The sequence below is a fragment of the Bacillus sp. AF62 genome, assembly GCF_050312695.1.
Classification (GTDB): Bacteria; Bacillota; Bacilli; order Bacillales; family Bacillaceae_G; genus Bacillus_A; species Bacillus_A cereus.
In genome coordinates this window covers 22,795-48,994 of record NZ_JBNPJZ010000065.1, presented here as the reverse complement: position 1 = coordinate 48,994, position 26,200 = coordinate 22,795, and the positions used below count along the sequence as shown (strand labels likewise).

Here is a 26,200-nt window from a genome sequence, read left to right as displayed (position 1 = left end):
ACTATTTAATCATATGAAAAAGCCTATTTTAAAATAGGCTTTTCTATTACCTCTCATAATCATCCACAATCACTTGCATGATACGATACGATTCTTCTGCCACTTTTTCATTACTATCCCTATTCGCATCATATGTAATTAACGCCTTCCAAAGTGCCCATCCTCTCGCTCTATTCCACGTTTCTTCATCCATGCGTAATACTTCTTTAAATATATTTCTACTATTTTCATCAAAAAACGTCCAAGCCATCGCTGCATCACAAGCAGGATCTCCTACGCCTAAAATACCAAAATCAATTACAGCACAAAGTTTTCCATCTTTAACGAGTAAATTCCCCGGTGCTACATCTCCATGAATCCAAACTGGCTTACGATCCCATGTTGAACTAAGTGCTAAATTCCAAAGGTGCTTTAATAATGCCTCGTCAAAAACATCCTTATTATTTTCAATAGCAACTCTCGCCTCTTCATCATATACCGATATAAGTCCGCCCCGGTAAAAATTATGTGTTCCAGCTAAAGGTCCGTTACTCGCATCAATAGATTGCAATTCTACTAAAAAAGATCCTAAATCCGCTGCAAATTCATTTAAATCACGAACGTTTTGTTTCGTAACTGTTTTCCCCTCTATCCACTTATTAATAGACCAAGGCAATGGATACGCTTCAGACGGATTTCCTTTCGCAAGTGGGGTAGAAATCGGTAAAGAAAGCCCCTTACTTAATAGTGGTAACCACTTATTTTCTTTCTCTACTTGCGGTGCATATGCCACATCACTTGGCAATCTTACACTCATCTCATCCCCTAAGTGAAACGTCCTATTATCATGTCCACTAAACTTTACAGGTTTCACTTCTAAATGGGCCCATTCAGGAAACTGTTCCTGTATTAACTTTTCAACTAAACTTACGTTAATTGGATGCATTCACATTCTCCTTTTCTTTTGAAACTTACTAAGTCCATCCGTACTCCCAACATATTCAAAACTATTTTTCTTATAAAAATCATTCAACGTACGATTATGCCCCACGCAATCTAACTTCAAATACTCTTTGTCATGTTGTACATTCTCTTCTACCCACCGTAAAATCCATTCTCCTATTCCATTTCCCTTATACTTCCGTTTCACCGCAAATCGATGAATGTATAAAGAATTAGAAACTTCCTCCTTACCAAAAATACGCTCATCCCATTCATTTTGTTTAGGAGAAACTGTAACCGTACCAACTATTTCATCTTCTTTCAGAACAACATATGTATATTTTTCTCTTATACATTCTAGTATTTCAGCCGTAGCTTCCTCTCCTAAAAGATACTGCCACTGATCCACTTCTTTATATTGTAGCCATTGTGCTACTTCTTTTAATAAAATGATAATACTATCACTTTCATTTTCAGTAGCAATTCGAATTGCATATTCTTTACTTATATTTCTCTCCATATTGCCGTTCCCCTTTCAAATTGCTACCATACTGACAAACGAGTCCTTCCATCATTTTCATCTGTAATATATTCTACATAAAATCCTTGATTCACTGCGTTTTCATACATCATTTCAATCTCTTCTTGGTTTTTCGCATAAATTTGTATATACTCGCCATCCGCTGCTAATACGACTACTTCACACTAACTCTCCTTAAATTCTTCAAATGTTGCAATTTCTCCTATTACCTCTCCTTTTGGACATGCTTTTAGATCTAAAAATAAAAGATAATATATGTTATCTTTTATTAGCTTTTTTAATTCTGATCCTTCCATGATCTCGTTATCTTCTGAAAATAATTCTGGACCTAATTCATTCCCTATTATTATATAAGCTTCCTCCCTTCCCATGACTTGCCAATCAAATACAGTAATATCAATTGGCTTTAATACTTTCCAAAGTAAATTATCATATCCATCTAGAATATCTACTGTAATCCCTCTTTTCATATGCTTGCTCCTAACTTATTCATTTTCGTTTCATACATTATATATGAAATGTAATTACTATATTTTGTCGATACATATGTACATCAAAAAAAACCGCTCCACTACTAGCGAAACGGTTTCCTTCTGCTTACATTTAAATATTTCATTCAATTGTTGCACTACGTTTTAAAATATTTTTCAATATATGCACCACATCATTCATTCTTAATGCTCACTTCGACTTCACGAAGTAATATAAAAACCATACTGCATGATTTTGTTCATCCGCAGCTATTCTCCGTAACAACTCTTTCAAATATACATCCGATGTCTCATCTGAAATTTCCAAATAAAAATCTACTGTTTTTTGTTCATCTTGTATAGCGAACTCTAATCCTTGTAAATACGTATTTGGGCAGTCTTCAGTAATTTGTGGTTTTGGCTGCCTACCAGTTAAGTTCGTATAAATTTGTACAAAGTTGTGGAAATGCTTTATTTCATCATTACGAATTTCAAGAATTTGTTTTTGTTCTACTTGATTTGGAGCCATATTCGCTAATTTTGCATAGCAGCTTATAGCACTATACTCTCCGTTTATAGCTTTTTCAATATCACTAATCAACTTATCATTTTGTCTATACCAATCATAATAATTCGAATTATACATCGTATCCCTCCATACTTTCGCTTAACATTTTATGCATTTAGAAATAGTAGGAGCCTGTGTATATAACGGGACGACTTTAGATTGAAAGTAAAGTTTGAGAAAAGGGTCTATTTTACAAAGGAATTGCTTATTCATAAAGTGAAACTATATTCAGTGGAGAATTTACTACACGACAAATAGCGGATAAAATATCACTATTTTTTTGTACGCTGTGGCTATAAATTCGCGAATGAATCAGGTTTCCAACCAGATGTGGTGTTGAGATGCGAAGCTATTATGAATCCAATCATATAACTAGGAGGTACCACTATGCCATCTTTATTTAAACCTATGGCCTTCCAGCTGAAAACCGAAAGACTTGAGCTTAGTATGTGGGAGGAATCCGATTCCGTTTGGCTGAGCAAATTAATTGGCGAACGTGGTGTGGACATTCCAGCCGTTGATTCCGTTCGTAACCGGCTCATTGAGATGCGCAAGAAGACAAAGGAAAATGGCATTTCCCTTCTCACTATTCGAAGGCGCAATGAAGGTGATTTCATCGGATACTGTGGCTTAATTATTGGACGTTCCACACTTGAAGAGCCAGAGATTGCATACGAGTTGTTCCGCAGCGCTCATGGTAAAGGTTATGCGACTGAGGCGGCATCTGTTGTGCTGGACGCGGCGATTGCTACTGGACGCCAAAGACTTTGGTCGACTGTAGGCGCTTGGAATATCGCTTCCCTCCGGGTACTAGAAAAGATAGGATTTAAGCGGCATCACAGTACGTGGGATGACGAACGTGGCGAAATTGTTTGGAACGTACGCGATCTTTAGAGATTCCGACTTAATTCTAAGGCGACAACAGCAGATACTCATTCTTCAGCTTTTAGATTTCATCACAAAAAAGCCGTTTCACTAATTTAGTGAAACGGCTTTTTTTAAGCGTTCAATTCTGTTTTATGCCCTTTTACTACAACTACACTACGTTTGAATGCAGTTGCTAATATAGTAACCATACTTACTATACCAATCCAAACGAGTACAGTAACAGGTGTATTCCAGCTTAACCCTTTTCCGAAGAAGAAGATTTCTCTTAGGCCTTCAATCATAAATTTCATTGGTAACCATGAGTAAACCCAGTCTTGATAAAACGGAGACAACATCTCAGGTGCTAATGATAATAACGGCGCCCCGAAGAATAGTAATAAAGCGAATAAACCGATTCCTTTTAGCCCAACTAATGAAAGTACCGCAGATATCATTAAGAAGAAACTAAAAGAAGTAACGGATAAGAATAGAGCTGTATCCGTGAAGTTCGAAATATTTAATCCTACCATCCCATCTGCAATCCATGTAAGACCAAATCCAATTACAAGTGCCGCAATAGCTCCTGTTACGATTTGTTTTACTTTCAATATAAAGTTTTCTTTTCGTGAACTTACCGGTATTTTACTAATCGCAATAAAAATAATCGCTGCGCTCGCTAAACTTGCAATCCATAACGGCTGGAACAATGATATTGGTGAATTACCGTTCGCACTATTTTTGCCGACCTCATTCACATTTTTCACGTTCTTTACAATAGGTGTTACTAATTTCTCAGCTTGATCTGTTGTTACAGTAGCTCCTTTTGCTTTCAACCCTTCTAATATTTGTGTACGAACAGTATTGTTCATATTATCAACCACGCCATTTAATATTTGTCCTGCCATAGTTGATGCAGCCGTATTCATTCCTTGATTAATATATATTTCTATCTCAGGTGAAGATGGCTGTGGTGTGCGTAACGATGCTTGTTTTGCACTAAATTCTTTCGAAATGACTAACGCTGCATAATACTCTTTATTATTTAACCCTTTTTGAACTGCTTCCTTATTCTTCACTTCTACCCACTTTACCGCAGGTTCTCCATCTGATTCCGATGATTTTTTCACCATACCAACAATTGTTTGCCCCATATTCATTTTCGGTTGATTTGGAATTTCTACACCTTGATCCTCATTTACAATTGCAATTGGCAAGTTTTTCAGCTGCGGTTGAACAGTTGGAAATAACGTTAATGAAAAAATAAAAACAACAAGTAGTGCAATAACTGGTGATAAAAATAAAAGTTTATTTTTAAACATTTTCTTTTCTCCTCCTTTAATTTGATCTATAATAACCAACAACGTGTTGTTTATTTATATTTTGAATTATATGTTCGAGTTGAACCTTATACAATAATCAAAAATCGTGAATGTGTCGGTTATAAGACACATTTTCTAAATGTGTTGAGTAAAATTAAGGAGGGATATGCTTTGCGCGATAATAATTTAGATTTGCGTGTTGTTCGTACAAAAACTGCCATACGAAATGCATTGGTGGAGCTAATTGAAGAAAAAGGTTTTGACGCCATTACAGTGAAAGATATTACAACGAAAGCAAACATTAATCGCGGTACTTTTTATGCGCACTATCAAGATAAATTTGATTTAATGACAAAATGCCAAGAAGACATTATGTACGAGTTTTCTAAAATTGCTAAACAGAAATTCCCGGAAGTTATTGCTGACCTTGGATCAAATCCTTCTCCAACAATGCCATTTATACTTATCACTTCTATTCTTGAATTTCTAAATGAAAATAGTGATTTTATGAAAGCTGTACTAAGTCCGAAAGGAGATTTATCTTTCCAAACAAAACTGAAAGACTTTATGTGGAAAACATTATTTGAAGATACGAATGGTCCTCTCATTAATAAGGAGAATTTACTTGTTCCAAGCGAATACTTAACTTCTTATATGGCATCTGCACATATAGGTGTCATCCAACAATGGTTAAATAATGGACAAAAAGAAACACCTGAGGAGATTGCTCGCTTTTTATCAACTATTGCAGTTCATGGACCTTTTTATGCAGCTGGTTTAAAAAAATAAGCCAACTTGCTCAGTAATTTCTATTATTTTATTAATAACTTGAAATTTATGTTTCTGTAAAAAAAGCTGTTGAAAGGACTTCCCCTTCAACAGCTTCTACATTATTAACGATATAAACGAACTGCACCTGCAGAATTATCATCTGCTTGTCCAACTACTTCAAATTTCAATCCAAATTTCGGTAATTTACGTCCTGCATCTGGGATTAAATCATTTATATACAATTTAGAGTCATCAAACTTCGTTACACCTGGTAATCCTTTGTAATCATATGTTCCGCGTGTTGGAGATACGACTTTCCATGCTGGTGTTTGGTTAAGGGAGAACGCAGCATCTGCGATTTGGAATCGTGTACTATTTTTAACAGTTGGTTTTCCGTTTAGCGTTCCAATAATTGCCTCTGGGTGAGAGTCAACAACTCCTAAGAAACCTTCACCTGGATGTAAACCAACCCAATTATCTGTAAAGCTAGAGTCTGCATACCATACTAGAAGACCTGTATTATACGGTACACCACTGCTATATTTTAACGCTTGATCAGCACCAGCATAGTTTCTCCACTCTAAATAGTAGTTATGCTTTTTCTTATCAAAACCGTCTGCTACAACGAAACCATTTAATTTAAATTTCGTTTCGCCTTCTGCGTCATCAGAGAACACCACATTTCCATCTACAGTTAATGTAGCATTATCAAAAGTAAAACCGGTCGGCGCTAAACCACCATCTGTAATATATTCAAATACTAATTTTACTTTTTGGCCTTTGAATTTGCTTAAGTCATAAGACTTATCTACCCATTTACCATCTGTTGTGTCTAGACCATTTTTCACATTCTTTTCACCAATTCGATCCACTAACGTTTTCGTACCATCTTCTTTCACTGCATGTACTTCAAGGAAGTCATAATCCGTTTCGATTTCATACATTGATTTGTAATCAAACTTCGCGTTTGTTGCATTTGTTAAATCAAACACTGGCGTTTCTAATGTTGTATGAAGGTTATCACCTTTTGTACTATAGTAGTACTTCTTACCGAATGCAGGCTGAATACCTTTCACCTCTTTATCTGGTAAGTTAACGCGAATCAGTCCAGGACGATTTGATTTCGTTACACTTTGATCTAAATACGTCGCATAGCCAATACCACGATTTAATTTATTATAGTCAACCTCTACAATATTGGCCCAGTTTCCACCTATGTTCTTTTGAAAGAACTCTTTGTTTTGCGGAGAGAAACTCGGTGGCGTTGTTCCTGCAATCTTACCAGCCCAGCTACCGCCACTCATAACAGACCAGGAGTTAATTGGCTCACCTGCTCCTGTGTACTTCGTATCATACTCATCTGGAAGACCTAAATCATGACCAAATTCATGTGCGAATACACCAACTGCTCCGTCTTCTGGCTCAATTGTGTAGTCGTATGCTGCCATCTTACCGCCCCAGTTATCAACTTTTGCTTTTGTTCCTTCAATTGGATATGGTGTTCCAAGGTGCCAACGATGTGACCAAATTGCATCATCACCTAGTCTACCACCGCCCCCATCTTGCCCAACTCCAGCGTGAATGACCATTAAGTGATCAATCAGACCATCTGGTTCATTTTTATTGCCATCACCATTATTGTCATATTGATCGTATTCGTCAAATTCAGATAAATCAATACCACTTTCTACAGCCGCATTTAATGCCTCTTTTACAAAATCACGAGGTCCTTTTGGTCCCATATTATCATGACCGCCATCTCCTGCATCTGCGCCATAATCTGCCGCATTACCAGGAACTGTCAACCACTTTGTTACTGTGCCATCTACTGTATAACTACCACCAGATTGCTCTTCATAATATTGTTTAAATGTTGGTACTTTTGAACCGTCAAAGAGTGTAAATGGCTCATTACCAAATAACATTTTTTGATAATGTTCTGGATTAAAATCATTTGAATACATATAACCTGGTACTTGATCAATATTGTTATGCTTAAAGTCCGCAAACTCTACTAGCAATACGAGAACTTTATCTTTACGAACATCACCGTTATATTGTTTTTGCTTTGCTGAAGTAGTTGGTACTTGGCCGTTTAATCCCCTTTTAACCGGCTCTTGTCCCGCTACTGGACCACTAGCAGGTTGATCTGCTTTTTCTTTCTCATCTGCTTTTGCATCTTTAACTTTTTTCAAAAAGTCAGCAGCTTCTCTCGTAACACTATCCCCCGCTGCTGGTTCTTTTCCCGCATTTTCTCCTTTTTTCTTCTCTACGTATTTTTCAACAGCTTTTAATGTGTCTTCTTTCGACGTAGATTCACTAATTACACCGCGTTTCTTGAGCGCATCTGCTAAACGCTCCTCTTGAATTAAATTTTCATCAATCGGACTTAAAGTTCCTCCATTAGACGGCGTTGCCGCATAAACAGATTGACCCCCATACCCAAATGTGCAACTAAGTACAGCTGCCGCCGCAAACGTAGACAGCACTTTAAAAGGCTTTTTCTTCATCCCCATTCCTCCCTAATATTAAATACGATACAACGTTTATATATTACAGAAAATTCAGACAATAATCAATTCATTGTCTGAATTTGTAATATTTTTGAAAAAATCCTTTATTTTAGATGAACATACATTCTGATTCATCAATATTTCAGAAAATATTGATGAAAGTTGATAAAACTATTAAAATCATAAAGAAATCGTCCACTATATTTAGTGGACGATTTCTTTATTTATCTAAAATACAACTACAGCACTTCAATATACCCTTCTGTTCCATGTACCCGAATTCGTTGCCCATCTTTTATTAATTTCGTAGCGTTCTCTACTCCAACAACTGCTGGCAGGCCATACTCACGTGCAATAACTGCTCCGTGCGTCATAAGCCCGCCGACTTCAGTGACTAACCCTTTTATAGAAACAAACAAAGGTGTCCAGCCAGGATCAGTAAATGCCGTAACTAATATATCTCCATCTTCCAAATTCGCGTCTTCCATATTTAAAATAACGCGCGCTCTCCCCTCAACCACTCCAGAAGAAACAGGCAAACCTACAATTGCTTCAGCCGGCAGATTTTCGCGTTTGTACTTACCTGTAATGATTTCTCCATCAGACGTGATAACACGCGGGGGTGTTAGTTTTTTATATAATTTGTACGCATTTTTTTGTTTATGAATATTCTTGTAATCTAGTTTATTTGTGCGGACGACTTCGTGAAGTTCTTCAAAAGTTAGATAGTATATATCTTCTATTTCATCCAGAACATTATTTTGCACAAGTTTCTCTGCTTCTTTCAGTAATGCCTGCTTATATATGAAATAACGATGAATCATGCCGTATTTCGGATATTCACGATAACCGATGAAATTGCGGAGGTTACAAATCATTCTCTTCGTCTCTTCTACTTTTTGTTCCCCATCCTGCAAGTGCTGCAATCGCTCTAACAGCTCTTCTTCTTTTTTCAAAGCTTCCTGCAGCCCTTCTTCAAACTTCCGTTTACTCGCACCATATTCAAAGTCCCTTATATGATTTAAAATCATCGGTATAATTGTAGCTGGCTGTTCACTCCAGCGCGTTTTCGTAATGTCGATTTCTCCGCTGCATCTCATTCCATATTTATTTAGAAAGGCATCGATTGCATCCCGAACTTTTTCCCCGCCTTTAAACTGAATTAATTCATCTAAAAAGCTGTCATCTTCTACATGCTGTAAATACGCAATGACTTCTGGATACGGCCGAATCACATCTGCAACATCTAATAATGCTAAACCCATTTCTGAAGTAATATTATTTTGTACGGATTGAGAAAGTGTATCTGCTGCATTTTTTTCACCTAGCCATTGCTCCATCTTTTCATTAATCCATGATGAAGCATTCATACCTGCCATAATGATAGCTATACTTTGCGAGTTAAATAATACTTTCTTTAATTGCTGAATGTCTTCTAAAATAAAATCAAGTACATCCACCCCTGATTTCGTTTGCATGTTTCGTTTTAACTCTTCTATTGATGATTGACTATTCTTTATTAAATTCGTAACGATTTCCGGATCGTTTTCAGGTTGTTGTTGCGAACTTGCAGATGGCACATTTTTACTAAGATCCTTTTCTTTTTCATCATCCGGTAGCAATTGAATAAAATCATCTCGCTCGATTATAGTCGTTAATGCATCTCTTACGAGTGGATCCGATTTTCCTAAAGTGTTTATTAAGTAATCTCTGCTAGCAGGTAAAGCTAATTGTTGCGTAGCATCAACAAATAACCTGCCTCCTGCTTTACGCATAGGGGCACTAGTCGTTAACAAGAAAAAAGATAACCCAAGTGGTTTCATCGCATCGGTCATCATTTGTTGGTGACCAACCGATATATACACATGATTTTCCCCATCATTTACTCCTGGAATTGGATATAAAGTCGTAATCGGCCTGCTTTGGACTATATAAAATGTATCATCAACTAAACACCATTCAATATCTTGCGGACAACCAAAATAAACTTCGATTTGTCTTCCGATGCGTGCTAGTTGTAAAATTTGTTGTTCAGTAAGTGTTTGAACTTTTTGCTGATTAGGAGCAATTTTCTTTGTCTCTGTTCCGCCTTCTTTTCGTCCATAGATGGCTAATTTTTTCGTTGCGATGACCTTTTCGACGATTTCGTCTTCTTTTACCCTATAATTATCGGCAGAAACCAATCCAGATACTAGCGCCTCACCAAGTCCAAAGCTGGCATCGATTGATAACACCTTCCTATTCGAAGTAATCGGATCCGCAGTAAATAAAATCCCTGAAGCCTCAGGGAAAACCATTTTTTGAACGACAACACATATAGAAACTTGATTATGATCAAAACCATTTTGCATTCGGTATATAACCGCTCGATCTGTAAATAAAGAAGCCCAGCATTTTTTAATATGCTGCAAAATGTTTTCTTTTCCAATAATATTTAAATACGTATCTTGTTGACCAGCAAACGAGGCATACGGTAAATCTTCAGCAGTAGCACTCGAACGCACTGCATACGCATGTTCATCGCCAAAGTGCGAGAGATAACGCACTACTGATTCCACTACATCAACTGGAATTTCCACCGCCATAATGACTTCTCTAATCTTCTTACTAATTTCACCAATTTGATCTCGTTCCTCAATTTTTAGCATTGCTAATTGATTCAATAAAGTTTTAAACGCTCCATTTTTTCCGATGGCCTGTTCATACCCTACCGTTGTAACACAAAATCCTTCTGGCACTTGTATCCCTTGAATATTGGATAACTCCCCTAAATTCAATCCTTTTCCACCAACGAGAAAAAGCTGCGTTTTTTCTATTTCCTGAAAATCGAGAACGAAAGAACTCATTTGGCACCTCTCCTTACTATTCATGTGTTCTTGATTGTAACAGTAGTAAATGAGAAGAAACAGTCTATTTTGAACGTAAATTACATGATATAATTAAGTTAGGAAGAGATTATCACTTCTATTTCCCTCTCTAATTCACTTCAATTACATCACCAAACTTAAACATTCTTTGATTATGAAAAGCAATCATTAGACATAATGGATTTCTATCGACCTTTGTTATGTATTTTTTATATAAACCCATATTTTAATATCCTTATAAACCTTTTATTAATCCATAAATTCGCCTCAAAAAATAGTAGAATCTGTGACTTTAAAAGCAATATTTTTTGTTTGCATTTTATATAAATTGATATGAATCCCTCTTAATTCCAGGACTAAATTATTGTTTTTTAATCCCATATTAATTCTTTTCTAAAATTCGTCAAAATGAATTTTCAAGATTAGGGAACTATAATGTCGTATTAAAATATATTAAGGGGGAGAAAAATTGGACAATGAAATGAATTATGGAAGTGATTACAAGTTTATTCCAGCAACTTCAATTGAAAGTGGTCACGGCATCGAAGTATTGCCTGATTTATTTTGTTACACGATTCAAATCGTCAATATATGCTTTGTTGGAAATCCTGAGACCAATGATTTTGTTTTAGTTGATGCTGGAATGCCTAAATGTGCAAATGAAATTATCTCTATCGCTGAGGATCGATTTGGTACCAATAGTCGCCCAAAAGCAATTATTTTAACTCACGGGCATTTTGATCATGTTGGGGGAATAATTGAACTCATCAAATATTGGGATGTTCCGATCTATGCCCATCAAATGGAGATACCATTCCTGACTGGACAACAAAGCTATCCAGAACCAGACCCTACAGTTGAAGGTGGTATGGTAGCGAAAATGTCTCCTCTGTTCCCAAACGAACCAATTGACTTAGGAAATAATGTAAAAGCGCTACCTACCGATGGAACTGTTCCCCATATGCCAGAGTTTAGATGGATTCATACACCAGGACATACTCCAGGGCATATTTCATTATTCCGAGAAAAAGACCGAACTTTAATTGCTGGGGACGCTTTTGTTACAGTAAAACAGGAGTATCTGTATAAAGTAATAACTCAAGAACAGGAAATAAGCGGTCCACCTCGTTACTTAACAACAGACTGGAAAGCTGCTAAAGAATCCGTCATTAAATTAGAAAAATTAAAGCCTCTAGTCACTGTTACTGGACATGGAATACCAATGTCAGGTGAATTGCTGTCAAAAAGCCTCAAAACACTCGTTCAAGAATTTGATAAAATTGCTGTACCTGATTACGGAAAATATATAGATAAAAAGATGCATTAAACGCGAAAATACTTTGTTTATTTTTATATTAATGAATCAGAATATGATACAAAATCAAAACACCAAAAAATATTAAGTTTAATATGAAAAAAACTGTACTTAGGCAACCTCTCTATTATAAGAATGGAACTACCCTTTGTGAATAAAGCTCGATATTCCGCAAATACTATCCATAGTATAAGCCTGCTTCTTACCCAGGTTGTACTTCTTACCATTAAAGGGTGATTAAAACGGGTTACGCTATATAAAAGCATAATCCGTTTTTAATGAAATACTTTATTCCATATACGTTTAAACAATGGAGGAAAATGATGAAACATATTGTTGCTTTATTAATTAAATATACAGCGATAACTGCAGTATTACTAATCATACTTAGTATCTTTAAAGGCATTTCAATTCCTAAAGTATTACTAATTTCTCTTTTCCTTACAGGAGCTTCCTATTTAATTGGAGATCTCTTCATTTTACCTAAATACGGAAATATGATTGCTACAATAGCAGATTTAGGCTTAAGCTTCTTTGGAATTTGGTTACTAATATCCTTGTTTACTGATTTAGATGCTACTCGTAATATTGGAGTTTCTTCATTTATAGCTGCTTTAATTATTGGTGGAACAGAAGTTTTCTTCCACATTTATATGAAGAGGCTAGTACTGCATAACGATGATAATTTAAAAAATCACAATCATATTCGCCATGATAAATATGCTATGGAAATGTCAGATGAATATATAGATTCTTCTAAAATAAATAGATCCAAGCTTGATGATACATCTAAAAAATAAAAAAGTGGCCAACGCCACTTTTTTATTTTTGTTTATTACGCTTGATCAGAATTTCTTACATGTAATGGAGGTGGAACTACCCATCCCTTTTTCTTACTTAAACGTAGCAGAGTTACACCTGCCTGCGCTTTTTTCATATGAAATTGTCCAAATAACATGCCTACATCTTCTCGAAGACATTTTCCCATTACTTGACTACATGTCACAAGTCCAGCTGCTAATCCTGTAGAAACAGCAGCAGCAATTTCAACATCATTAATACGTGCTCCAGGAGGAATGTCTTCGATCGATGCAACTGGTCGTTCTGGAGGAGCAGGCGGTAAAGCTACGCCATTCACCTTTAAAAGAGTTTTTAACTCTTCTATTTCCGAATTCATATCATTTTCAATTAAGCTTTCTAAAAACTTCTTCAAATCTTCGTCACCTGTGTGATTCATAAATACTTGATGGCTGGCAATTGCACCCTGTGCAGCAAGAAGATAGCTCCAAATGTCAAATACTTCACCGTAATGTAAAGGTTCATTTTGAGGATTTCCACTTAATATACCCATTTTTAAATTCCTACCTTTCGAAAATATCATAATAAATATTGATTTCAATATTGAAATCAAATTTTTAAGTATACTTTTTCCTGCAAAAGATTTTCTACTATGCATGGAAAACACCTTTCCAACACCGCGTGTTTATTGTTTAGGAAAGTAGTTTACAAATTAAATACTCAAAGATTATGAAAGAAGATTATCAATAATCTTTGAGTGAGAATCTGTTTAATATAAGGGTTTTTATTTTTATGAATACACAAAAGAAATTGATTTATATATTTGCTATATTTTATGCCAATTTACTTAGCGGTTAGCTCTACCACCAAGTTGTTGTTCTGCCATTGCTACTAAACGTTTTGTAATTTCACCACCAACAGATCCGTTTGAACGAGCTGTTGTATCTGCACCAAGTTGTACACCAAACTCTTGTGCAATTTCATATTTCATTTGATCAAGAGCTTGTTCAGCGCCTCGAACTAATACTTCATTACGGCTTCCACTATTATTGTTTGCCATATTGTTTCACCTCCGATGTTGTTAATATGCTACAAATTATGAAAAAACAATTATCCTTTTTATGGTAATTAGGTTATGGATAAAAATTGATTTTTTTCTTAAAGTAGGGCAAAACATATAAGAAAGAATAACTGATATAACATACTTTCATAACAACACTATATATACTTCCTAATTCCCTTCAGTAAATAAAAGAAAGATTTCTATTTCACCAAGAGATTAAATAAAATTATGTTTTGAGACATAATCCAAAAGGAGATATGAGATGAAAGCTGTAACCTATCAAGGACCAAATCAAGTACAAGTTAAACAAGTTGATGATGCAAAGTTAGAGAAAAAAGATGATATTATTGTAAGAATTACTTCAACCGCTATTTGCGGTTCTGATTTACATCTATATCAAGGCAACATGCCCTTACCGCAAGGATACATTATCGGCCATGAACCAATGGGAATCGTTGAAGAAGTCGGGCCAGATGTCACTAAAGTGAAAAAAGGCGATCGTGTCGTCATCCCATTCAACGTTTCTTGTGGACATTGTTTCTATTGCCAACACGAAATGGAAAGTCAATGTGATAACTCAAACCCTCATTACGACTCTGGTGGATACTTTGGTTATACAGAGAAATTTGGTAATCATCCAGGAGGACAAGCAGAATATTTAAAAGTTCCATTTGGTAATTTCACTCCATTTGTTATACCGGAATCATGCGAACTTGAAGATGAATCCCTACTATTTTTATCAGATGTTTTACCAACAGCCTATTGGAGTGTAATAAACGCAGGCGTTAAGCCAGGTGATACTGTTATCGTCCTTGGTTGTGGACCTGTTGGATTAATGACACAAAAATTCGCTTGGATGCAAGGTGCTAAACGTGTAATTGCAGTGGATTACTTAGATTATCGGATGAATTATGCAAAAAAGATTAACAATGTTGAGGTATTTGAGTTTACAAAATTCCCCGATATGGGAGAACATTTAAAGGAAATTACACATGGCGGTGCTGATGTAGTTATTGATTGTGTGGGGATGGATGGAAAAAAATCGCCTCTAGAATTTCTGGAACAAAAATTAAAATTACAAGGTGGAACTCTCGGTCCTATTCAAATCGCTACGAAAGCCGTAAGAAAATATGGAACGGTTCAAATGACCGGCGTTTATGGTGGCAATTATAATGCCTTTCCACTCGGGGCATTTTGGGTTAGAAATATTAATCTTAAAATGGGACAAGCACCTGTCATTCATTTTATGCCGGAACTATTTGAAAAAATAACAAATAAAGAATTTGATCCAAAAGAGATTATTACACACAAAATTCCCCTTGAAGAAGCGAGCTACGGTTATCAGATTTTTAATAATCGTGAAGATGATTGTATTAAAGTCATTCTGAAGCCTTGAAGCTACAATTCATGATTCTTAATGAAAAGATAAGATTACATTTCGTAATCTTATCTTTTTTTATTAAATGCTAAGTATCTATCCCCCATTTTCATCTTACATCGAAAATAGTTATTTCCAAAAAACTTTGTATTTTGAGGCAATACTTTATTGGTAAAAAAATGAATTACAGTATTAAGTAACCAACTAACGGACACGATAACAATGTTAACTAACTTAAAAGAGGTGTACTTCATGTTTTATTATAAGGAAGAACTGATTAATATTATCAAGCCGGACAAGCCAGATCCAGCTGCCGCAAAAGTTTTACAAGAAATATTAGGTGGGCATTATGGCGAAATGCGTACAATGATGCAATACTTCTTCCAAAGCTCAAATTTTAGTGGGAAAGAGAAGCAATATCGTGATTTACTTCGAGGTGTTTTTTTAGAGGAAATCAGCCATGTAGAACTTGTACAACATACAATTAATCAACTATTAACTGGATCTGGTGAACCTACGCCAGGAAATGCTGGTGTTGACAACGCACCACTTGATGAAGCGGTTAAACATGCAAATCCTCACCACTTTATTGTAGGTGCTCAAAGTTCATTGCCTGTTGATGCAGCTGGCAACCCATGGAATGGATCTTGGGTATATAGTCATGGAAACTTAATTAGCGATTTACTAGATAATGTCGTACTTGAATCTACAGGTGTACTTCAAAAAACTAGAATTTATGAAATGAGTTCAAATCAAACATTTAGAGAAACACTTGCATTTTTAATTGTGCGTGATAATGCACATCAAAATGCTTTCGCAAAAGCATTAGAGACATTGGGTGTTGAATGGGGGAAACTCTTTCCTGTACCGAACTATGATATTAATAAATACCCAGAGTGCAAAAAGTATGTAGACATGGGATTCCATAACGCACAATTTAATTTTAGCTTAGGCCCAACAAGAATGGGAGAAATATTCCAAGGTGAATCACCAAGTAGAAACAAAGGAACATTAGAAGTAACTGACCCGCCAAAAGGTTTTCCTGTACCAGAACTTCCTGAAGTGCCAAATGAGCATAGTCCTGGATTAAAAGATATGGGTCTTTGAGATAATTGTAACCAACTATTTATTAATAGTTGGTTACAAACCTTTACATAGGTTCAAGTAAATTTGATTTTAAGAGGAGGATTTTCATTTGAGTACAATAAATGATAAACTATCTATTTTTGCTTTAGGTGGTGTTAATGAAATTGGTAAAAACATGTATGTCATACAATATTCAGATGACATTGTAATCATTGATTGTGGTTCTAAGTTTCCCGACGAGAGTTTATTAGGCATAGATTTAATAATACCTGATGTTACATATTTACAAGAAAATAAAGATAAAATTAGAGGTTTAATTGTTACACATGGACACGAAGATCACATTGGAGGTATTCCGTATTTTTTAAAACAATTGAATGTACCAATTTATGCAACAAAATTAACCTTAGGCTTAATCGGCATTAAATTAAAAGAACATAAACTTCAAGATTCGACACAGTTAATTGTTATTGACTCTGAGTCTTTAATTGAGTTTGGACAGATAAACCTATCTTTTTTCAAAACAAATCATAGTATTCCCGATTGCCTCGGGATTGCTTTTCATACACCAGAAGGTACAGTAGTCCATACAGGTGATTTTAAATTTGATTTGACTCCCATAAACAATCAATATCCAGACATTCACAAAATGGCTAATATCGGAAGTAACGGGGTTTTAGCTCTCCTCTCAGAAAGTACGAATGCCGAACGTTCTGGATTTACTCCATCAGAACGGTTAGTAGGCGAAAAAATTGAAGAAGCCTTTGTAAAGGCTCACAGAAAAGTTATTATATCTACCTTTGCTTCTAATGTGAATCGTGTCCAGCAAATAGTAGATGCCGCTTTAAAAACAAATAGAAAGCTTGCCCTCCTCGGAAGAAGTATGGTGAACGTAGTTTCTGTCGCTTTAGAACAAGGCTATTTGAATATACCTGAAGGAATGTTAATCGAAGCGAATGAGATTAATCAAATGGAACCCGAAAAAGTCGCTATACTTTGCACTGGTAGTCAAGGTGAACCTATGGCTGCCCTGTCTCGATTGTCTAGTGGCAACTATCGACAAGTTGATATTTTACCAGGTGACACAGTCATTTTGTCTGCATCCCCCATACCAGGAAATGAGCGTAATGTTTCACGTATTATAGATAACTTATTTCTATTAGGAGCAAATGTTATTTATGGATCTGGAAGTTCAACAGGAATGCACGTTTCTGGACATGCATATCAAGAGGAATTAAAATTGATGCTTACTTTAATGAAGCCTAAATACTTCATTCCCATACACGGTGAATTTAGAATGTTACATCATCACCGTCAATTGGCAGAGTCTGTTGGTGTCAAGAAAGATAATATTTATGTTATCGGCAATGGAGATGTTGTTGATATTAAAAATCAAACTGCTATTCAAACAAGACGTATAACTGCGGGTAATATATATGTAGATGGATTAGGTATTGGAGATGTTGGAAACGCCTTATTGCGCGATCGCAAACAACTTTCTGAAGATGGTATGCTTGTAATAGTTATAACCTTGAGTAAAACAGAAGAGAAAATAATTTCTGGCCCTGATACAATTTCTCGTGGGTTTGTATATGTTCGGGACTCTGAAGATTTCTTAAATAAAATTAATCAATTAGTTGTAGAAACTGTCAACAGATTACAAAAAGCACATATTAATCAATGGAATGTTCTAAAAAGAGAAATACGAGAATCACTTGGTCACTTTATATACTCACATACAAAAAGAAAACCAATGATCCTCCCTATTATAATTGAAGTGTAAAATGCTTATTTTCTTTAGTCATTAAGTCTTGTCTTACTTATATCTATTAGTATCTAAAACGGCTTTTTCTAAATAAATATCGCACCATCTAACAACTGATATTCATAATTTTAAGAAACCCTATAACTGCTGTTAATGCTAATTCTATTGTTAACGGGGGGGGGGTTTCCCCACATTCTTTCATCTGAAATGCAACTATCGTCAATGGTAATAAAGGGTATCTTATTTTTAGTATAAGCATAATACTGTAACTGACCTTTCTATGCAGTAGGCTAAAAAAATACGCCTGCTGCATAGAAACATACTTTAATCAATCTCAATTACATCAAAAAACTTAAAAGTACGCTTATTACAAAAAGCATCCGTACAAGTAATCGTCTCTATTAATGGATTAATATCCACTACTGTTATGTAATTTTTATATAAATAACCATCTTTATAATATGTAAGTAAAACCTCTTCCTCACCTAAAAATGAAGTTAATAGCTTATTTTCATTCATTTCTTTTGCATCTTGCGTTACAATTGGACGCGAGGCTTTCGTTTGCTCCTTTATCATTTCTTTAATAACTGCGAACTGCTCCGGCATACTGGCGAACGGTTGCCACTTTATCATTTTATCAAGACTTTTTTTCGATTATTGTAACGATATTAATGCCTCTATCGTTGTACACATATCTTCATACATAATTCTCTTTATAATAGATTTCTATATTTTAAAGTTTGTTAAGCAATTATTACATTTTGATACACCTGGAAAATTAAGACACATATGTAAGCTATTTTTAATACACTGGGATTTTATATGCCAACTTAAGTACCTTTACAGTGGTGTTTAAATACAATAGTATGAGTAGTTACCATTGTATTTAAGTGTTCAATAAATATCAGAATAACGAAGGGGTTTGGCTGATGAAGGACAATATTAAAGAATTAATTGAATATGGCGAACGTATTCCACATTTTCATAAGGATTTCCCCATAATTTTATTTTGGAGTCACAGAAGTGGTTGCACTTCTCTGGCGAATTGGTTTTTCTTCCAAATTGGGTTATATGAGGAAGCAATGAAATATGCACCGTTCATTCATTACTATGAATCTGAAATATACAAAAATAAAGTTGATTACTACACAAATTTAGAAATGCAACTCTTGGAACTAAGTAAGGATACCATAAAACTTGTGCGTAACCCTTATAAAAGAGCTGTAAGCTCATTTTTAATACTTTATGACAACCCTTACGCCTCGAAACAATGGGAACAGATTAGAGAATATTTTTATAATGATAAAGATGAATCGAAAGGAATTTCATTTAAACAATTTTTATATTATGTAAAAGAAATAGGGGCTAAATCCATTCAGGTAGATCAACATTTTTCACAACAATATATTGAGGGAGAAGAAAAGGTCATCAAACAAAATATAAAACTAGAGAATTTTAATACAATAATTCCAAAGCTGGAGAAAGAATATGGATTACTTTCTTCTGATGTATCACTCCTTACAAACTCTAATCACCATAGGGCACATCAAATGATTCATAAAGGAAACTATGCAGATGATGATATTACCAACCCACACTTCCCTTCATTACCAACCTATCGAAGTTTTTATGATGAAGAAGCTCTAAACCTGGTTTCAGAAATATTTACTGACGATTTTGAAGCATATGGATATAAGAAGAATGAAATTAATTTTTAACTAATATACCTATCACCCCACTATGTATAGAGTTTCTTTAAAAACGATAACCACTATGAAAAGCCAGCGGTATGGAAGGGGAATTATAATGAGTATTTCTATTATAATGATGGGTTTCATTATAGGGGGATTGGTTGGATTAACAGGGATAGGCGGAGCTGCATTACTGACTCCATTTCTTCTAACATTAGGTATAAGTCCTTCTGTGGCTGTTGGAACGGATCTAGTATATAATTCTATCACTAAAATGTTTGGTATATCCCAACACTGGAAACAGAAGACCATCAATTTTAGATTAGTAAAATATCTAGCCGTTGGAAGTATACCTAGTGCAGTTATCGCAGTGGTAACAATTCATTTCTTACCAATTTTTCATTATAATCGAGAGGGAATTATAAAATATATATTAGGTTATGTTTTAATTATTGCGGCAATTTCTATTTTTATAAAAGCATTTTTCTATAATGAATCTACACAAAATTATTTTCAAAAACAGACTATGACACAAAAAAAGAGCCTAACAATTATTATTGGTGCAATACTCGGTTTTATCGTGGGACTTACTTCTGTGGGATCAGGCTCTTTATTCGCTATTATAATGATATATTTATATCGACTGAAACCATCCGAATTAGTAGGCACGGATATTACACATGCGTTTTTATTAGTGACGGTTGCAAGCATACTAAATATAAATTTAGGAAACGTAGATTATCTCTTATTAATTCACTTACTCATTGGTTCTATCCCAGGTGTCATACTTGGTAGTAAATTCTCCACTAAGATCCCTGTTAAACCTCTTCAAGTATTTTTAGCTATCATTATAGGGGTTAGTGGACTAAAGTTAGTTATCACTTATTAAAAATATTTTAGGTTTTTGCTATATAAGAATGGAGGTCAAAATGGATCATACAGAACTATATAATTTTACCCTTAAGCAAGGGCGTGTACCTCATTTTCATAAAGATTTTCCTCTTATCTTGTTTTGGAGTCAAAAAAGCGGTTGTACTTCACTAGCACATTGGTTTTTTTATCAAATTAATTTACTTAAAGAAGCAATAAAATATGATTCGTTCATCCATAATTATGAGTATGATGTATATAAGAACTCTACAAATTATTTGATACATGTAGCTACCGCATTACAAATAAAAGAAAAGAAGACGTACAAACTAGTAAGAAACCCTTATAAAAGAGCAGTAAGTTCTTTTACTTCTCTTATTTCTCCTCCAAATATTTACCATCCTGCATGGAGACCTATTCGATTATTCCTTTATGGGGATGAGACATGCAACAAACCGATCTCTTTTAAATTATTTTTGTATTACCTAAGAGCTCATATGACCAAATTAGATGAGGTTGACGCTCACTATACTCAACAATATATCGAAGGAGAAGAAGAATTTGTTACAAACTATATTTATCTAGAAAATTTCAACACAGGCATTTCAAAACTAGAAGAGCAGTATAAATTAAAAAAATCACCATTAGATCTATTATCAAAATCTTGGCATTATCAAGCGAGTAAGATGATTTACAAAGGAGTTTATGCAGAAGCTGATATTACAACCCCCATTTTCCCACGATTCCCTACTTATGATAGTTTTTATGACGCAGAAACGATTCAATTGGTCCAAGAGGTATTTGCAAAAGATTTTAATATGTATCATTATGATTTAAATCCTATTTCTTAAAATAAAAATATTCAAAACCTGCTTTATTAGGGGTACCGTCACATGCCCATCAACTTAAGAACAAAAATAAAAGGGGTTTCCCTTCAAAATAGCTAAAAACTGTTCAACATATTGGTTATTCTTAAAAATACGCATGCAAAATAAACTCTACCGAGTTTTATTTTTAAAATTATGCAGCTTTCTTTTGTTCCCTAGCTATACTATACTCATAATGAACACCCATGATATCAAAGACTGTTTTCTTCTCGTATCTATGAGATTTCCGCCCGTTTTTCTCTAGAAGGTGGAACAGGCGGATCAGAAGCTTTGTTACTTCTTGGGTGCTTTTCTGTATGGCTTGATAGAGGAGAGATAGGTGATCTTGAATCATTCCAATCGATTTATACTCGCTTAATTCTTTTCCCTTCTTCTGTAACAGAAGTTGGCGCATTTTAAACATTGTAGAAGAACATAAGAAGATAGCGATAAGTTTTCCATATAAATGGCACTCTATTCTTTCTCGTTTGACAGTGCGACAATGATCAATATCAAATAACGATTTCCACGTTTTAAAAACAAGTTCTATCTGCCAGCGTAAAGAGTATAGCTCATGGACTTGCTTCATCGAAACCCACTCCCACGGAGTGTTTGTTACATATACATTCAATCCTGATAATATTTTACTTTTCTTAGAATACGATTTGCTCTTTTTCTTTTCACTCTCTACTTGTTTTTTTCGTCTTTCCCGTAATTGCTTTTCAGTTAAACGATATAAAACAAGTCGGGCAAACAAAACTTTTTGATCTCCAACATAAACGTTCCCTACTTCATAGGTCTCACCAGGTAATAAGCGCTCCATCATCATTTGTAAATTGATTTTTACATATTCCGTCTGTTTTTTGATCGTACCATTATGAAAAAATTCCGGACTAGGATTTTTGATGTATACATTTGTATTTAACTTTAGACGTGAAATAAAATATGCACCTCGTTGATCCATTTGATCTAAGTCTTCTAATGAAAAATAGCCTAAATCACGAATACATAAATCGCATGGCCGTAAGGTATCTAAACATTCTGTTCCGAATGTTTTATCATTATTTTTCCCTGGTCCAACTTGAAAGTTAAGAAATTGTCCACTATGTAAATCATATTCTAATTGAATTTTGATCCCAGCTGTTTGAGCGCAGCCCCCTGAACCAGGATATATATGTTCCAAGGTATTAGGCACTTGAAACATGGTGGCATCCATGATGCGAATGCGCTTAAAATGGGTAAAAAGTTGGTTAGAAATGTGAGTTTGCTCACAGACTTTTTGTTGTAACAACAAAGAAAAGATATGTTTTAAAAATAACACTGATTTTGCAGTAAATCGTTTATTTAAGCCCTCCGGGCTGAGTAAAGTACCTGTAGCTGCATGAAGCCTACTACATAATCGGACTAAAGGATCACTGGCCACCCGTTGGCTAATCCAAATACAAATGGTAGCTAAATCGGATCCTGAAAACTTTCGTTTTCGCTTAATAAATCCAATTTCTCTTGCCAATTCTTCTAAAAACACAGGTGTGATATAGCGCTGTAATTCTTCTGCAAATGGTTGTAGTTCATCTTGAATTGAGAGATTCATAAAAAAACGTCATCCTTTCTATTTAGCTTTTTAGAAAGAATAACGTTTTTTACACTTGGGGGTAGTAAAGATTCTTAAGTTGATGGGCATGGGGTACCGTCAGGAAAATGCGGATTTACAACGATAAGCCCATTTTCAAGCCGATTCCCCCATTTTTAACAACGTTAAGAAAGTTTCAATGGTCTTAAAGAATCTAACGAGACCTTCTTTTCTGAATTAAAATGGTATTCTCCAAGTAAGTTAATATGTTCCCAACCTAGAGGTGACATATGGTGCAATAATTCTTCATTAAAACTATCTGACCGTTTTTGATATTCAACTACTTTTGTTAGATGTAAGGTATTCCAAATACTGATGGCATTGATCATTATGTTTAAAGCACTGGCCCTTTGCAATTGATTCTGTATGGTTCGTTCCCTAAGCTCTCCTTGTTTTCCGAAGAAAATAGCTCTTGCCAGTCCATTAAAACAAATATAGTTCGTTTTGTTGTTATTTAAAGGCTAATTGAATATGTAAAATTATTAAGATTTAGGAAGTAGGATTTTGTTCTGTCCCACTTCCATTTCATTAGTTATTTTAACGTCTTTACTTTCAAAGAGTACACGAAAGTAACTTACTAGAAACATTTTTGCATCTCTTAGTCTAATCTTCAGTTAAACGACCATTATGCCAAAGCTGTTGATAATACGGATGTATTTTTTGTAATGCTTCATGTGTGCCTTGACCTGACAAGCGTCCTTCTTCAAAGACAAGGATTTGGTCTGCACTTGTAATCGTGGATAATCGATGGGCGATGATGATCGTCATCCGGTTTTTCGTTAACGCTTGAAGAGCAAGCTGCACTTCACGCTCTGATTCGTTATCTAAGTTCGATGTCGCCTCATCAAGTAATAAGATTCTCGGATTTCGTAAAATCGCACGAGCAATCGCAATACGCTGTTTTTGACCACCCGAAAGCTTAATACCTCCTTCACCAACCTCTGTATCGAGGCGTTTGTCCAGCTGCATGACAAAATCATAGGCATAGGCTGCTTTTAATGCGGCAAGTACCTCTTGTTCGCTTACTCCATTCGTCCCGTACATGACGTTTTCACGAATCGTTCCATTTAATAACGGTGCATTTTGACTTACATAGCCAAACAGCTCACGCCACTCTGTTAAGTTAAATTGCTCAATGTTTTCTTTACCATACAGTATCGCACCTGATGTCACGTCATAAAATCGTTCAATAAGGGAGAACATCGTCGTTTTCCCGCCACCACTTCGGCTGACAAAGGCCGTTGTTTCATTTGGCTTTAACGTAAACGTCATACCGTTTAACACGTACTTTTCGTTGTACTTAAACGACACATTTTCAAAATGAATCGGCTGTGACGTAGCAGTTACCGGTTCACCGTCTTGTACTTCACGCTTCTCATCTAAGGCCTCGACAATACGCTCTGTTGCGCCAAGTGTTTTTTGTAAATCAGTAAAGAATGTCGCCATTTGTGTAAATGGCATAATAATTTGCACTAAATAAATCATGATTGCCACAAGCTCGCCAGAACTAATGGCACCTGAAGCCACCTGTGAACCGCCGTACCCAAAAATCGCAATGAGAACAACCATCATGAGCAACGTCATAAGTGGTGAAAGAATCGCAACAATTTTTGCTTCTTTTAACCCGTACTTGTACAGCTGCTGAATTTGCTTTTTTCCGCCTGCTAGCTCCTGCTGCTCTGTTTGCGAAGCTTTCACGAGGCGAATGTTTGTTAAAATTCTCCCTAATCGTCCGCCGAATCCTGCCAACTCATCTTGATTGGCTTTCGAAATCGCGTACATTTTTTCCCCTAACGGATACGTCACAAAAATTGTTAGTGGTACGGCGATCAGTAGCAGTAGCGTCATTTTCCAGTCAATCCACAGTAAAACAACGACTGCACCGAGTATCGCGAAAAGCCCCGATACAAACGACACGAGCTTTTCCGTTACAAACTCCTTCACGACGTTTGTATCCTGCGTAATTCGACTCATCGTTTCGCCAGATTCATGTGCATCGTAATACGTTAATCGTAAATGTAGCATATGCTCCCATACTTCTGTTCGTAAATTCGCGACAACTCCTTCACCTAAACGACGCATCATATAAAATGTAACGGCACTAAGCATTGCCTGTACAATTAAAACGACAATGACTGGTAAGAGTGACGTTAATGCAAAACCAGTATCTGAAATTTGATTAATAAGCTTCATTGTTAGTAGTGGCACAGCAAGTCCAGCTGCCACCTCTACGATACTTATAAAAAATAAAAGGACTAATTGACCATTCGCCATTTGACTGCGATTCATCAAAATCCAAAGCTGTGAGATTTTCCCTTTCATTATGATTCACTGCTCACTTTCGCCATGACCTTTTCAAAACGGAAAAACTCATACTCTTCATCCGATTCCGGCTCTTCGCCTTCAACATTTGGCCCCAGGTTGCCTTGGTGATAAAACTCGACAATTTTAAAGCCGCATTTATTAACGTAAAAATGAATATTACGCTTTTCAAAATATGGTGTGTGCAGCTCCCAAACCTCCGTCTCTGGGAACTCTGCTTCTATCGCTTCCCACGTTTTAGTGCCAAGACCTTTGCCATGTGCATTTGCCCTTGTATATAGGAAGTCCACTTCGTTTCGCTGGGTTTCGTTATTAATTTTCAATACGACACCACCGATTCTTTCATCGTTTAGTACAAGTTGACGTACGACCGATTCTTTGGCAGTAAGTGAGTGATCGAAATCTTCATCAGACGGGATTGGTCCCATTTCTGTCGGATTTTCCGCATCTGTAAAACTATCTTGTAACCCTTTCATAAATGCCTCTTGTAATTCTGCCTTAAATGTTGCTAGCTCGTCCTGCGGTACAGGTGCTAACGTAATTTGTTCATTTAGTTTTGTCATTTATAAAAAACCCTTT

At 35.6% G+C, this 26,200-nt stretch carries 22 protein-coding genes and 2 pseudogenes; 10 read left to right on the top strand and 14 right to left on the bottom strand.

The annotated features are described in order from the left end of the window. Positions 1-46: 46 nt before the first annotated feature. The 4 genes and pseudogenes from ACQRBL_RS14920 to ACQRBL_RS14905 all read right to left on the bottom strand — a co-directional run bounded on the left by ACQRBL_RS14920 (position 47) and on the right by ACQRBL_RS14905 (position 2,578). Positions 47-925 carry an aminoglycoside phosphotransferase family protein gene (locus tag ACQRBL_RS14920; protein ID WP_023522360.1) on the bottom strand — a complete coding sequence of 293 codons (879 nt, stop codon included), beginning with the start codon at positions 923-925 and terminating at the stop codon, positions 47-49. Then, entirely contained in the window at positions 926-1,441 is a 516-nt protein-coding gene (locus ACQRBL_RS14915) for a GNAT family N-acetyltransferase (protein WP_023522361.1), read from the bottom strand. Positions 1,442-1,464: 23 nt separating this feature from the next. Further along, positions 1,465-1,932, bottom strand: a pseudogene (locus ACQRBL_RS14910) (DUF2691 family protein). Positions 1,933-2,143: 211 nt separating this feature from the next. Next, entirely contained in the window at positions 2,144-2,578 is a 435-nt protein-coding gene (locus ACQRBL_RS14905) for a ferritin-like domain-containing protein (RefSeq protein ID WP_023522362.1), read from the bottom strand. Positions 2,579-2,887: 309 nt separating this feature from the next. Here ACQRBL_RS14905 and ACQRBL_RS14900 point away from each other — a divergent pair, with 309 nt between their 5' ends. Beyond that, complete coding sequence (locus tag ACQRBL_RS14900) at positions 2,888-3,394, top strand: GNAT family N-acetyltransferase (RefSeq protein ID WP_023522363.1); 507 nt, start codon at positions 2,888-2,890, stop codon at positions 3,392-3,394. Positions 3,395-3,498: 104 nt separating this feature from the next. On the opposite strand, the gene ACQRBL_RS14895 is transcribed toward ACQRBL_RS14900, so the two are convergent. Then, on the bottom strand, positions 3,499-4,686 hold the full coding sequence (locus tag ACQRBL_RS14895) for a YhgE/Pip domain-containing protein (RefSeq protein WP_097920291.1): 1,188 nt from the start codon (positions 4,684-4,686) through the stop codon (positions 3,499-3,501). A gap of 171 nt (positions 4,687-4,857) precedes the next feature. Between ACQRBL_RS14895 and ACQRBL_RS14890 the strand changes: the two genes are divergently transcribed. Next, positions 4,858-5,475 carry a TetR/AcrR family transcriptional regulator gene (locus ACQRBL_RS14890; protein WP_023522365.1) on the top strand — a complete coding sequence of 206 codons (618 nt, stop codon included), beginning with the start codon at positions 4,858-4,860 and terminating at the stop codon, positions 5,473-5,475. Between the two features lie 104 nt (positions 5,476-5,579). On the opposite strand, the gene ACQRBL_RS14885 is transcribed toward ACQRBL_RS14890, so the two are convergent. Both ACQRBL_RS14885 and ppsA read right to left on the bottom strand, forming a co-directional pair. After that, entirely contained in the window at positions 5,580-7,967 is a 2,388-nt protein-coding gene (locus ACQRBL_RS14885; protein WP_065484257.1) for an immune inhibitor A domain-containing protein, read from the bottom strand. 242 nt (positions 7,968-8,209) lie between these two features. Continuing rightward, on the bottom strand, positions 8,210-10,816 hold the full coding sequence (ppsA, locus tag ACQRBL_RS14880; RefSeq protein ID WP_411995950.1) for a phosphoenolpyruvate synthase: 2,607 nt from the start codon (positions 10,814-10,816) through the stop codon (positions 8,210-8,212). A 490-nt stretch (positions 10,817-11,306) separates the two neighbouring features. On the opposite strand from ppsA, the gene ACQRBL_RS14875 reads away from it, so the two are divergent. After that, complete coding sequence (locus tag ACQRBL_RS14875; protein ID WP_411995951.1) at positions 11,307-12,164, top strand: MBL fold metallo-hydrolase; 858 nt, start codon at positions 11,307-11,309, stop codon at positions 12,162-12,164. Between the two features lie 311 nt (positions 12,165-12,475). Further along, on the top strand, positions 12,476-12,952 hold the full coding sequence (locus tag ACQRBL_RS14870) for a YndM family protein (protein ID WP_411995952.1): 477 nt from the start codon (positions 12,476-12,478) through the stop codon (positions 12,950-12,952). Positions 12,953-12,987: 35 nt separating this feature from the next. On the opposite strand, the gene ACQRBL_RS14865 is transcribed toward ACQRBL_RS14870, so the two are convergent. Together ACQRBL_RS14865 and sasP are read right to left on the bottom strand one after the other, a co-directional pair. Beyond that, positions 12,988-13,503: a DUF3231 family protein gene (locus tag ACQRBL_RS14865; RefSeq protein WP_000512134.1), complete on the bottom strand. Its 516-nt coding sequence runs from the start codon at positions 13,501-13,503 to the stop codon at positions 12,988-12,990. A gap of 294 nt (positions 13,504-13,797) precedes the next feature. Further along, positions 13,798-14,010 (bottom strand): small acid-soluble spore protein, SasP family, encoded by a 213-nt coding sequence (sasP, locus tag ACQRBL_RS14860; protein ID WP_023522370.1) that lies wholly within the window; start codon positions 14,008-14,010, stop codon positions 13,798-13,800. A 265-nt stretch (positions 14,011-14,275) separates the two neighbouring features. On the opposite strand from sasP, the gene ACQRBL_RS14855 reads away from it, so the two are divergent. The 3 genes from ACQRBL_RS14855 (at position 14,276) to ACQRBL_RS14845 (ending at position 18,260) form a co-directional block, all read left to right on the top strand. Continuing rightward, on the top strand, positions 14,276-15,409 hold the full coding sequence (locus ACQRBL_RS14855; RefSeq protein WP_000649092.1) for a zinc-dependent alcohol dehydrogenase: 1,134 nt from the start codon (positions 14,276-14,278) through the stop codon (positions 15,407-15,409). A gap of 234 nt (positions 15,410-15,643) precedes the next feature. Further along, entirely contained in the window at positions 15,644-16,498 is an 855-nt protein-coding gene (locus ACQRBL_RS14850) for a manganese catalase family protein (RefSeq protein WP_411995953.1), read from the top strand. 88 nt (positions 16,499-16,586) lie between these two features. After that, a complete protein-coding gene (locus ACQRBL_RS14845; protein ID WP_063547820.1) occupies positions 16,587-18,260 on the top strand; it encodes a ribonuclease J in 1,674 nt (557 codons plus the stop codon). Positions 18,261-18,566: 306 nt separating this feature from the next. Here the strand turns inward: ACQRBL_RS14845 and ACQRBL_RS14840 are convergent, their stop codons facing one another. After that, a complete protein-coding gene (locus ACQRBL_RS14840; RefSeq protein ID WP_411995954.1) occupies positions 18,567-18,875 on the bottom strand; it encodes a YolD-like family protein in 309 nt (102 codons plus the stop codon). A gap of 296 nt (positions 18,876-19,171) precedes the next feature. Here ACQRBL_RS14840 and ACQRBL_RS14835 point away from each other — a divergent pair, with 296 nt between their 5' ends. The 3 genes from ACQRBL_RS14835 (at position 19,172) to ACQRBL_RS14825 (ending at position 21,654) form a co-directional block, all read left to right on the top strand. Continuing rightward, a complete protein-coding gene (locus ACQRBL_RS14835) occupies positions 19,172-19,960 on the top strand; it encodes a sulfotransferase family 2 domain-containing protein (protein WP_340872577.1) in 789 nt (262 codons plus the stop codon). 88 nt (positions 19,961-20,048) lie between these two features. After that, positions 20,049-20,822, top strand: coding sequence for a sulfite exporter TauE/SafE family protein (locus ACQRBL_RS14830; protein WP_326234870.1), 774 nt, complete (start codon positions 20,049-20,051; stop codon positions 20,820-20,822). A gap of 40 nt (positions 20,823-20,862) precedes the next feature. Then, positions 20,863-21,654 carry a sulfotransferase family 2 domain-containing protein gene (locus ACQRBL_RS14825; RefSeq protein WP_340872573.1) on the top strand — a complete coding sequence of 264 codons (792 nt, stop codon included), beginning with the start codon at positions 20,863-20,865 and terminating at the stop codon, positions 21,652-21,654. Positions 21,655-21,823: 169 nt separating this feature from the next. On the opposite strand, the gene ACQRBL_RS14820 is transcribed toward ACQRBL_RS14825, so the two are convergent. From ACQRBL_RS14820 to ACQRBL_RS14805, 4 genes and pseudogenes are all read right to left on the bottom strand, one after another. Further along, positions 21,824-23,260, bottom strand: coding sequence for an IS4 family transposase (locus ACQRBL_RS14820; protein ID WP_411995955.1), 1,437 nt, complete (start codon positions 23,258-23,260; stop codon positions 21,824-21,826). 164 nt (positions 23,261-23,424) lie between these two features. Continuing rightward, positions 23,425-23,724 (bottom strand): annotated as a pseudogene (locus ACQRBL_RS14815) (Tn3 family transposase); the annotation flags it as partial. A 178-nt stretch (positions 23,725-23,902) separates the two neighbouring features. Then, a complete protein-coding gene (locus tag ACQRBL_RS14810; protein ID WP_411995956.1) occupies positions 23,903-25,621 on the bottom strand; it encodes an ABC transporter ATP-binding protein in 1,719 nt (572 codons plus the stop codon). Next, a complete protein-coding gene (locus ACQRBL_RS14805; protein ID WP_411995957.1) occupies positions 25,621-26,184 on the bottom strand; it encodes a GNAT family N-acetyltransferase in 564 nt (187 codons plus the stop codon). The genes ACQRBL_RS14810 and ACQRBL_RS14805 overlap by 1 nt, the downstream gene beginning before the upstream one ends. Positions 26,185-26,200: the final 16 nt, after the last annotated feature.

Bases quoted from the DNA above. Each gene is read 5' to 3' on its own strand.
- ACQRBL_RS14825 (WP_340872573.1), top strand. From the start codon at position 20,863: ATGGATCATACAGAACTATATAATTTTACCCTTAAGCAAGGGCGTGTA.
- ACQRBL_RS14835 (WP_340872577.1), top strand. From the start codon at position 19,172: ATGAAGGACAATATTAAAGAATTAATTGAATATGGCGAACGTATTCCA.
- ACQRBL_RS14920 (WP_023522360.1), bottom strand. From the start codon at position 925: ATGCATCCAATTAACGTAAGTTTAGTTGAAAAGTTAATACAGGAACAG.
- ACQRBL_RS14900 (WP_023522363.1), top strand. From the start codon at position 2,888: ATGCCATCTTTATTTAAACCTATGGCCTTCCAGCTGAAAACCGAAAGA.
- ACQRBL_RS14915 (WP_023522361.1), bottom strand. From the start codon at position 1,441: ATGGAGAGAAATATAAGTAAAGAATATGCAATTCGAATTGCTACTGAA.
- ACQRBL_RS14865 (WP_000512134.1), bottom strand. From the start codon at position 13,503: ATGGGTATATTAAGTGGAAATCCTCAAAATGAACCTTTACATTACGGT.
- ACQRBL_RS14810 (WP_411995956.1), bottom strand. From the start codon at position 25,621: ATGAAAGGGAAAATCTCACAGCTTTGGATTTTGATGAATCGCAGTCAA.
- ppsA (WP_411995950.1), bottom strand. From the start codon at position 10,816: ATGAGTTCTTTCGTTCTCGATTTTCAGGAAATAGAAAAAACGCAGCTT.
- ACQRBL_RS14870 (WP_411995952.1), top strand. From the start codon at position 12,476: ATGAAACATATTGTTGCTTTATTAATTAAATATACAGCGATAACTGCA.
- ACQRBL_RS14850 (WP_411995953.1), top strand. From the start codon at position 15,644: ATGTTTTATTATAAGGAAGAACTGATTAATATTATCAAGCCGGACAAG.
- ACQRBL_RS14805 (WP_411995957.1), bottom strand. From the start codon at position 26,184: ATGACAAAACTAAATGAACAAATTACGTTAGCACCTGTACCGCAGGAC.
- ACQRBL_RS14830 (WP_326234870.1), top strand. From the start codon at position 20,049: ATGAGTATTTCTATTATAATGATGGGTTTCATTATAGGGGGATTGGTT.
- sasP (WP_023522370.1), bottom strand. From the start codon at position 14,010: ATGGCAAACAATAATAGTGGAAGCCGTAATGAAGTATTAGTTCGAGGC.
- ACQRBL_RS14820 (WP_411995955.1), bottom strand. From the start codon at position 23,260: ATGAATCTCTCAATTCAAGATGAACTACAACCATTTGCAGAAGAATTA.
- ACQRBL_RS14905 (WP_023522362.1), bottom strand. From the start codon at position 2,578: ATGTATAATTCGAATTATTATGATTGGTATAGACAAAATGATAAGTTG.
- ACQRBL_RS14840 (WP_411995954.1), bottom strand. From the start codon at position 18,875: ATGATAAAGTGGCAACCGTTCGCCAGTATGCCGGAGCAGTTCGCAGTT.
- ACQRBL_RS14895 (WP_097920291.1), bottom strand. From the start codon at position 4,686: ATGTTTAAAAATAAACTTTTATTTTTATCACCAGTTATTGCACTACTT.
- ACQRBL_RS14855 (WP_000649092.1), top strand. From the start codon at position 14,276: ATGAAAGCTGTAACCTATCAAGGACCAAATCAAGTACAAGTTAAACAA.
- ACQRBL_RS14885 (WP_065484257.1), bottom strand. From the start codon at position 7,967: ATGAAGAAAAAGCCTTTTAAAGTGCTGTCTACGTTTGCGGCGGCAGCT.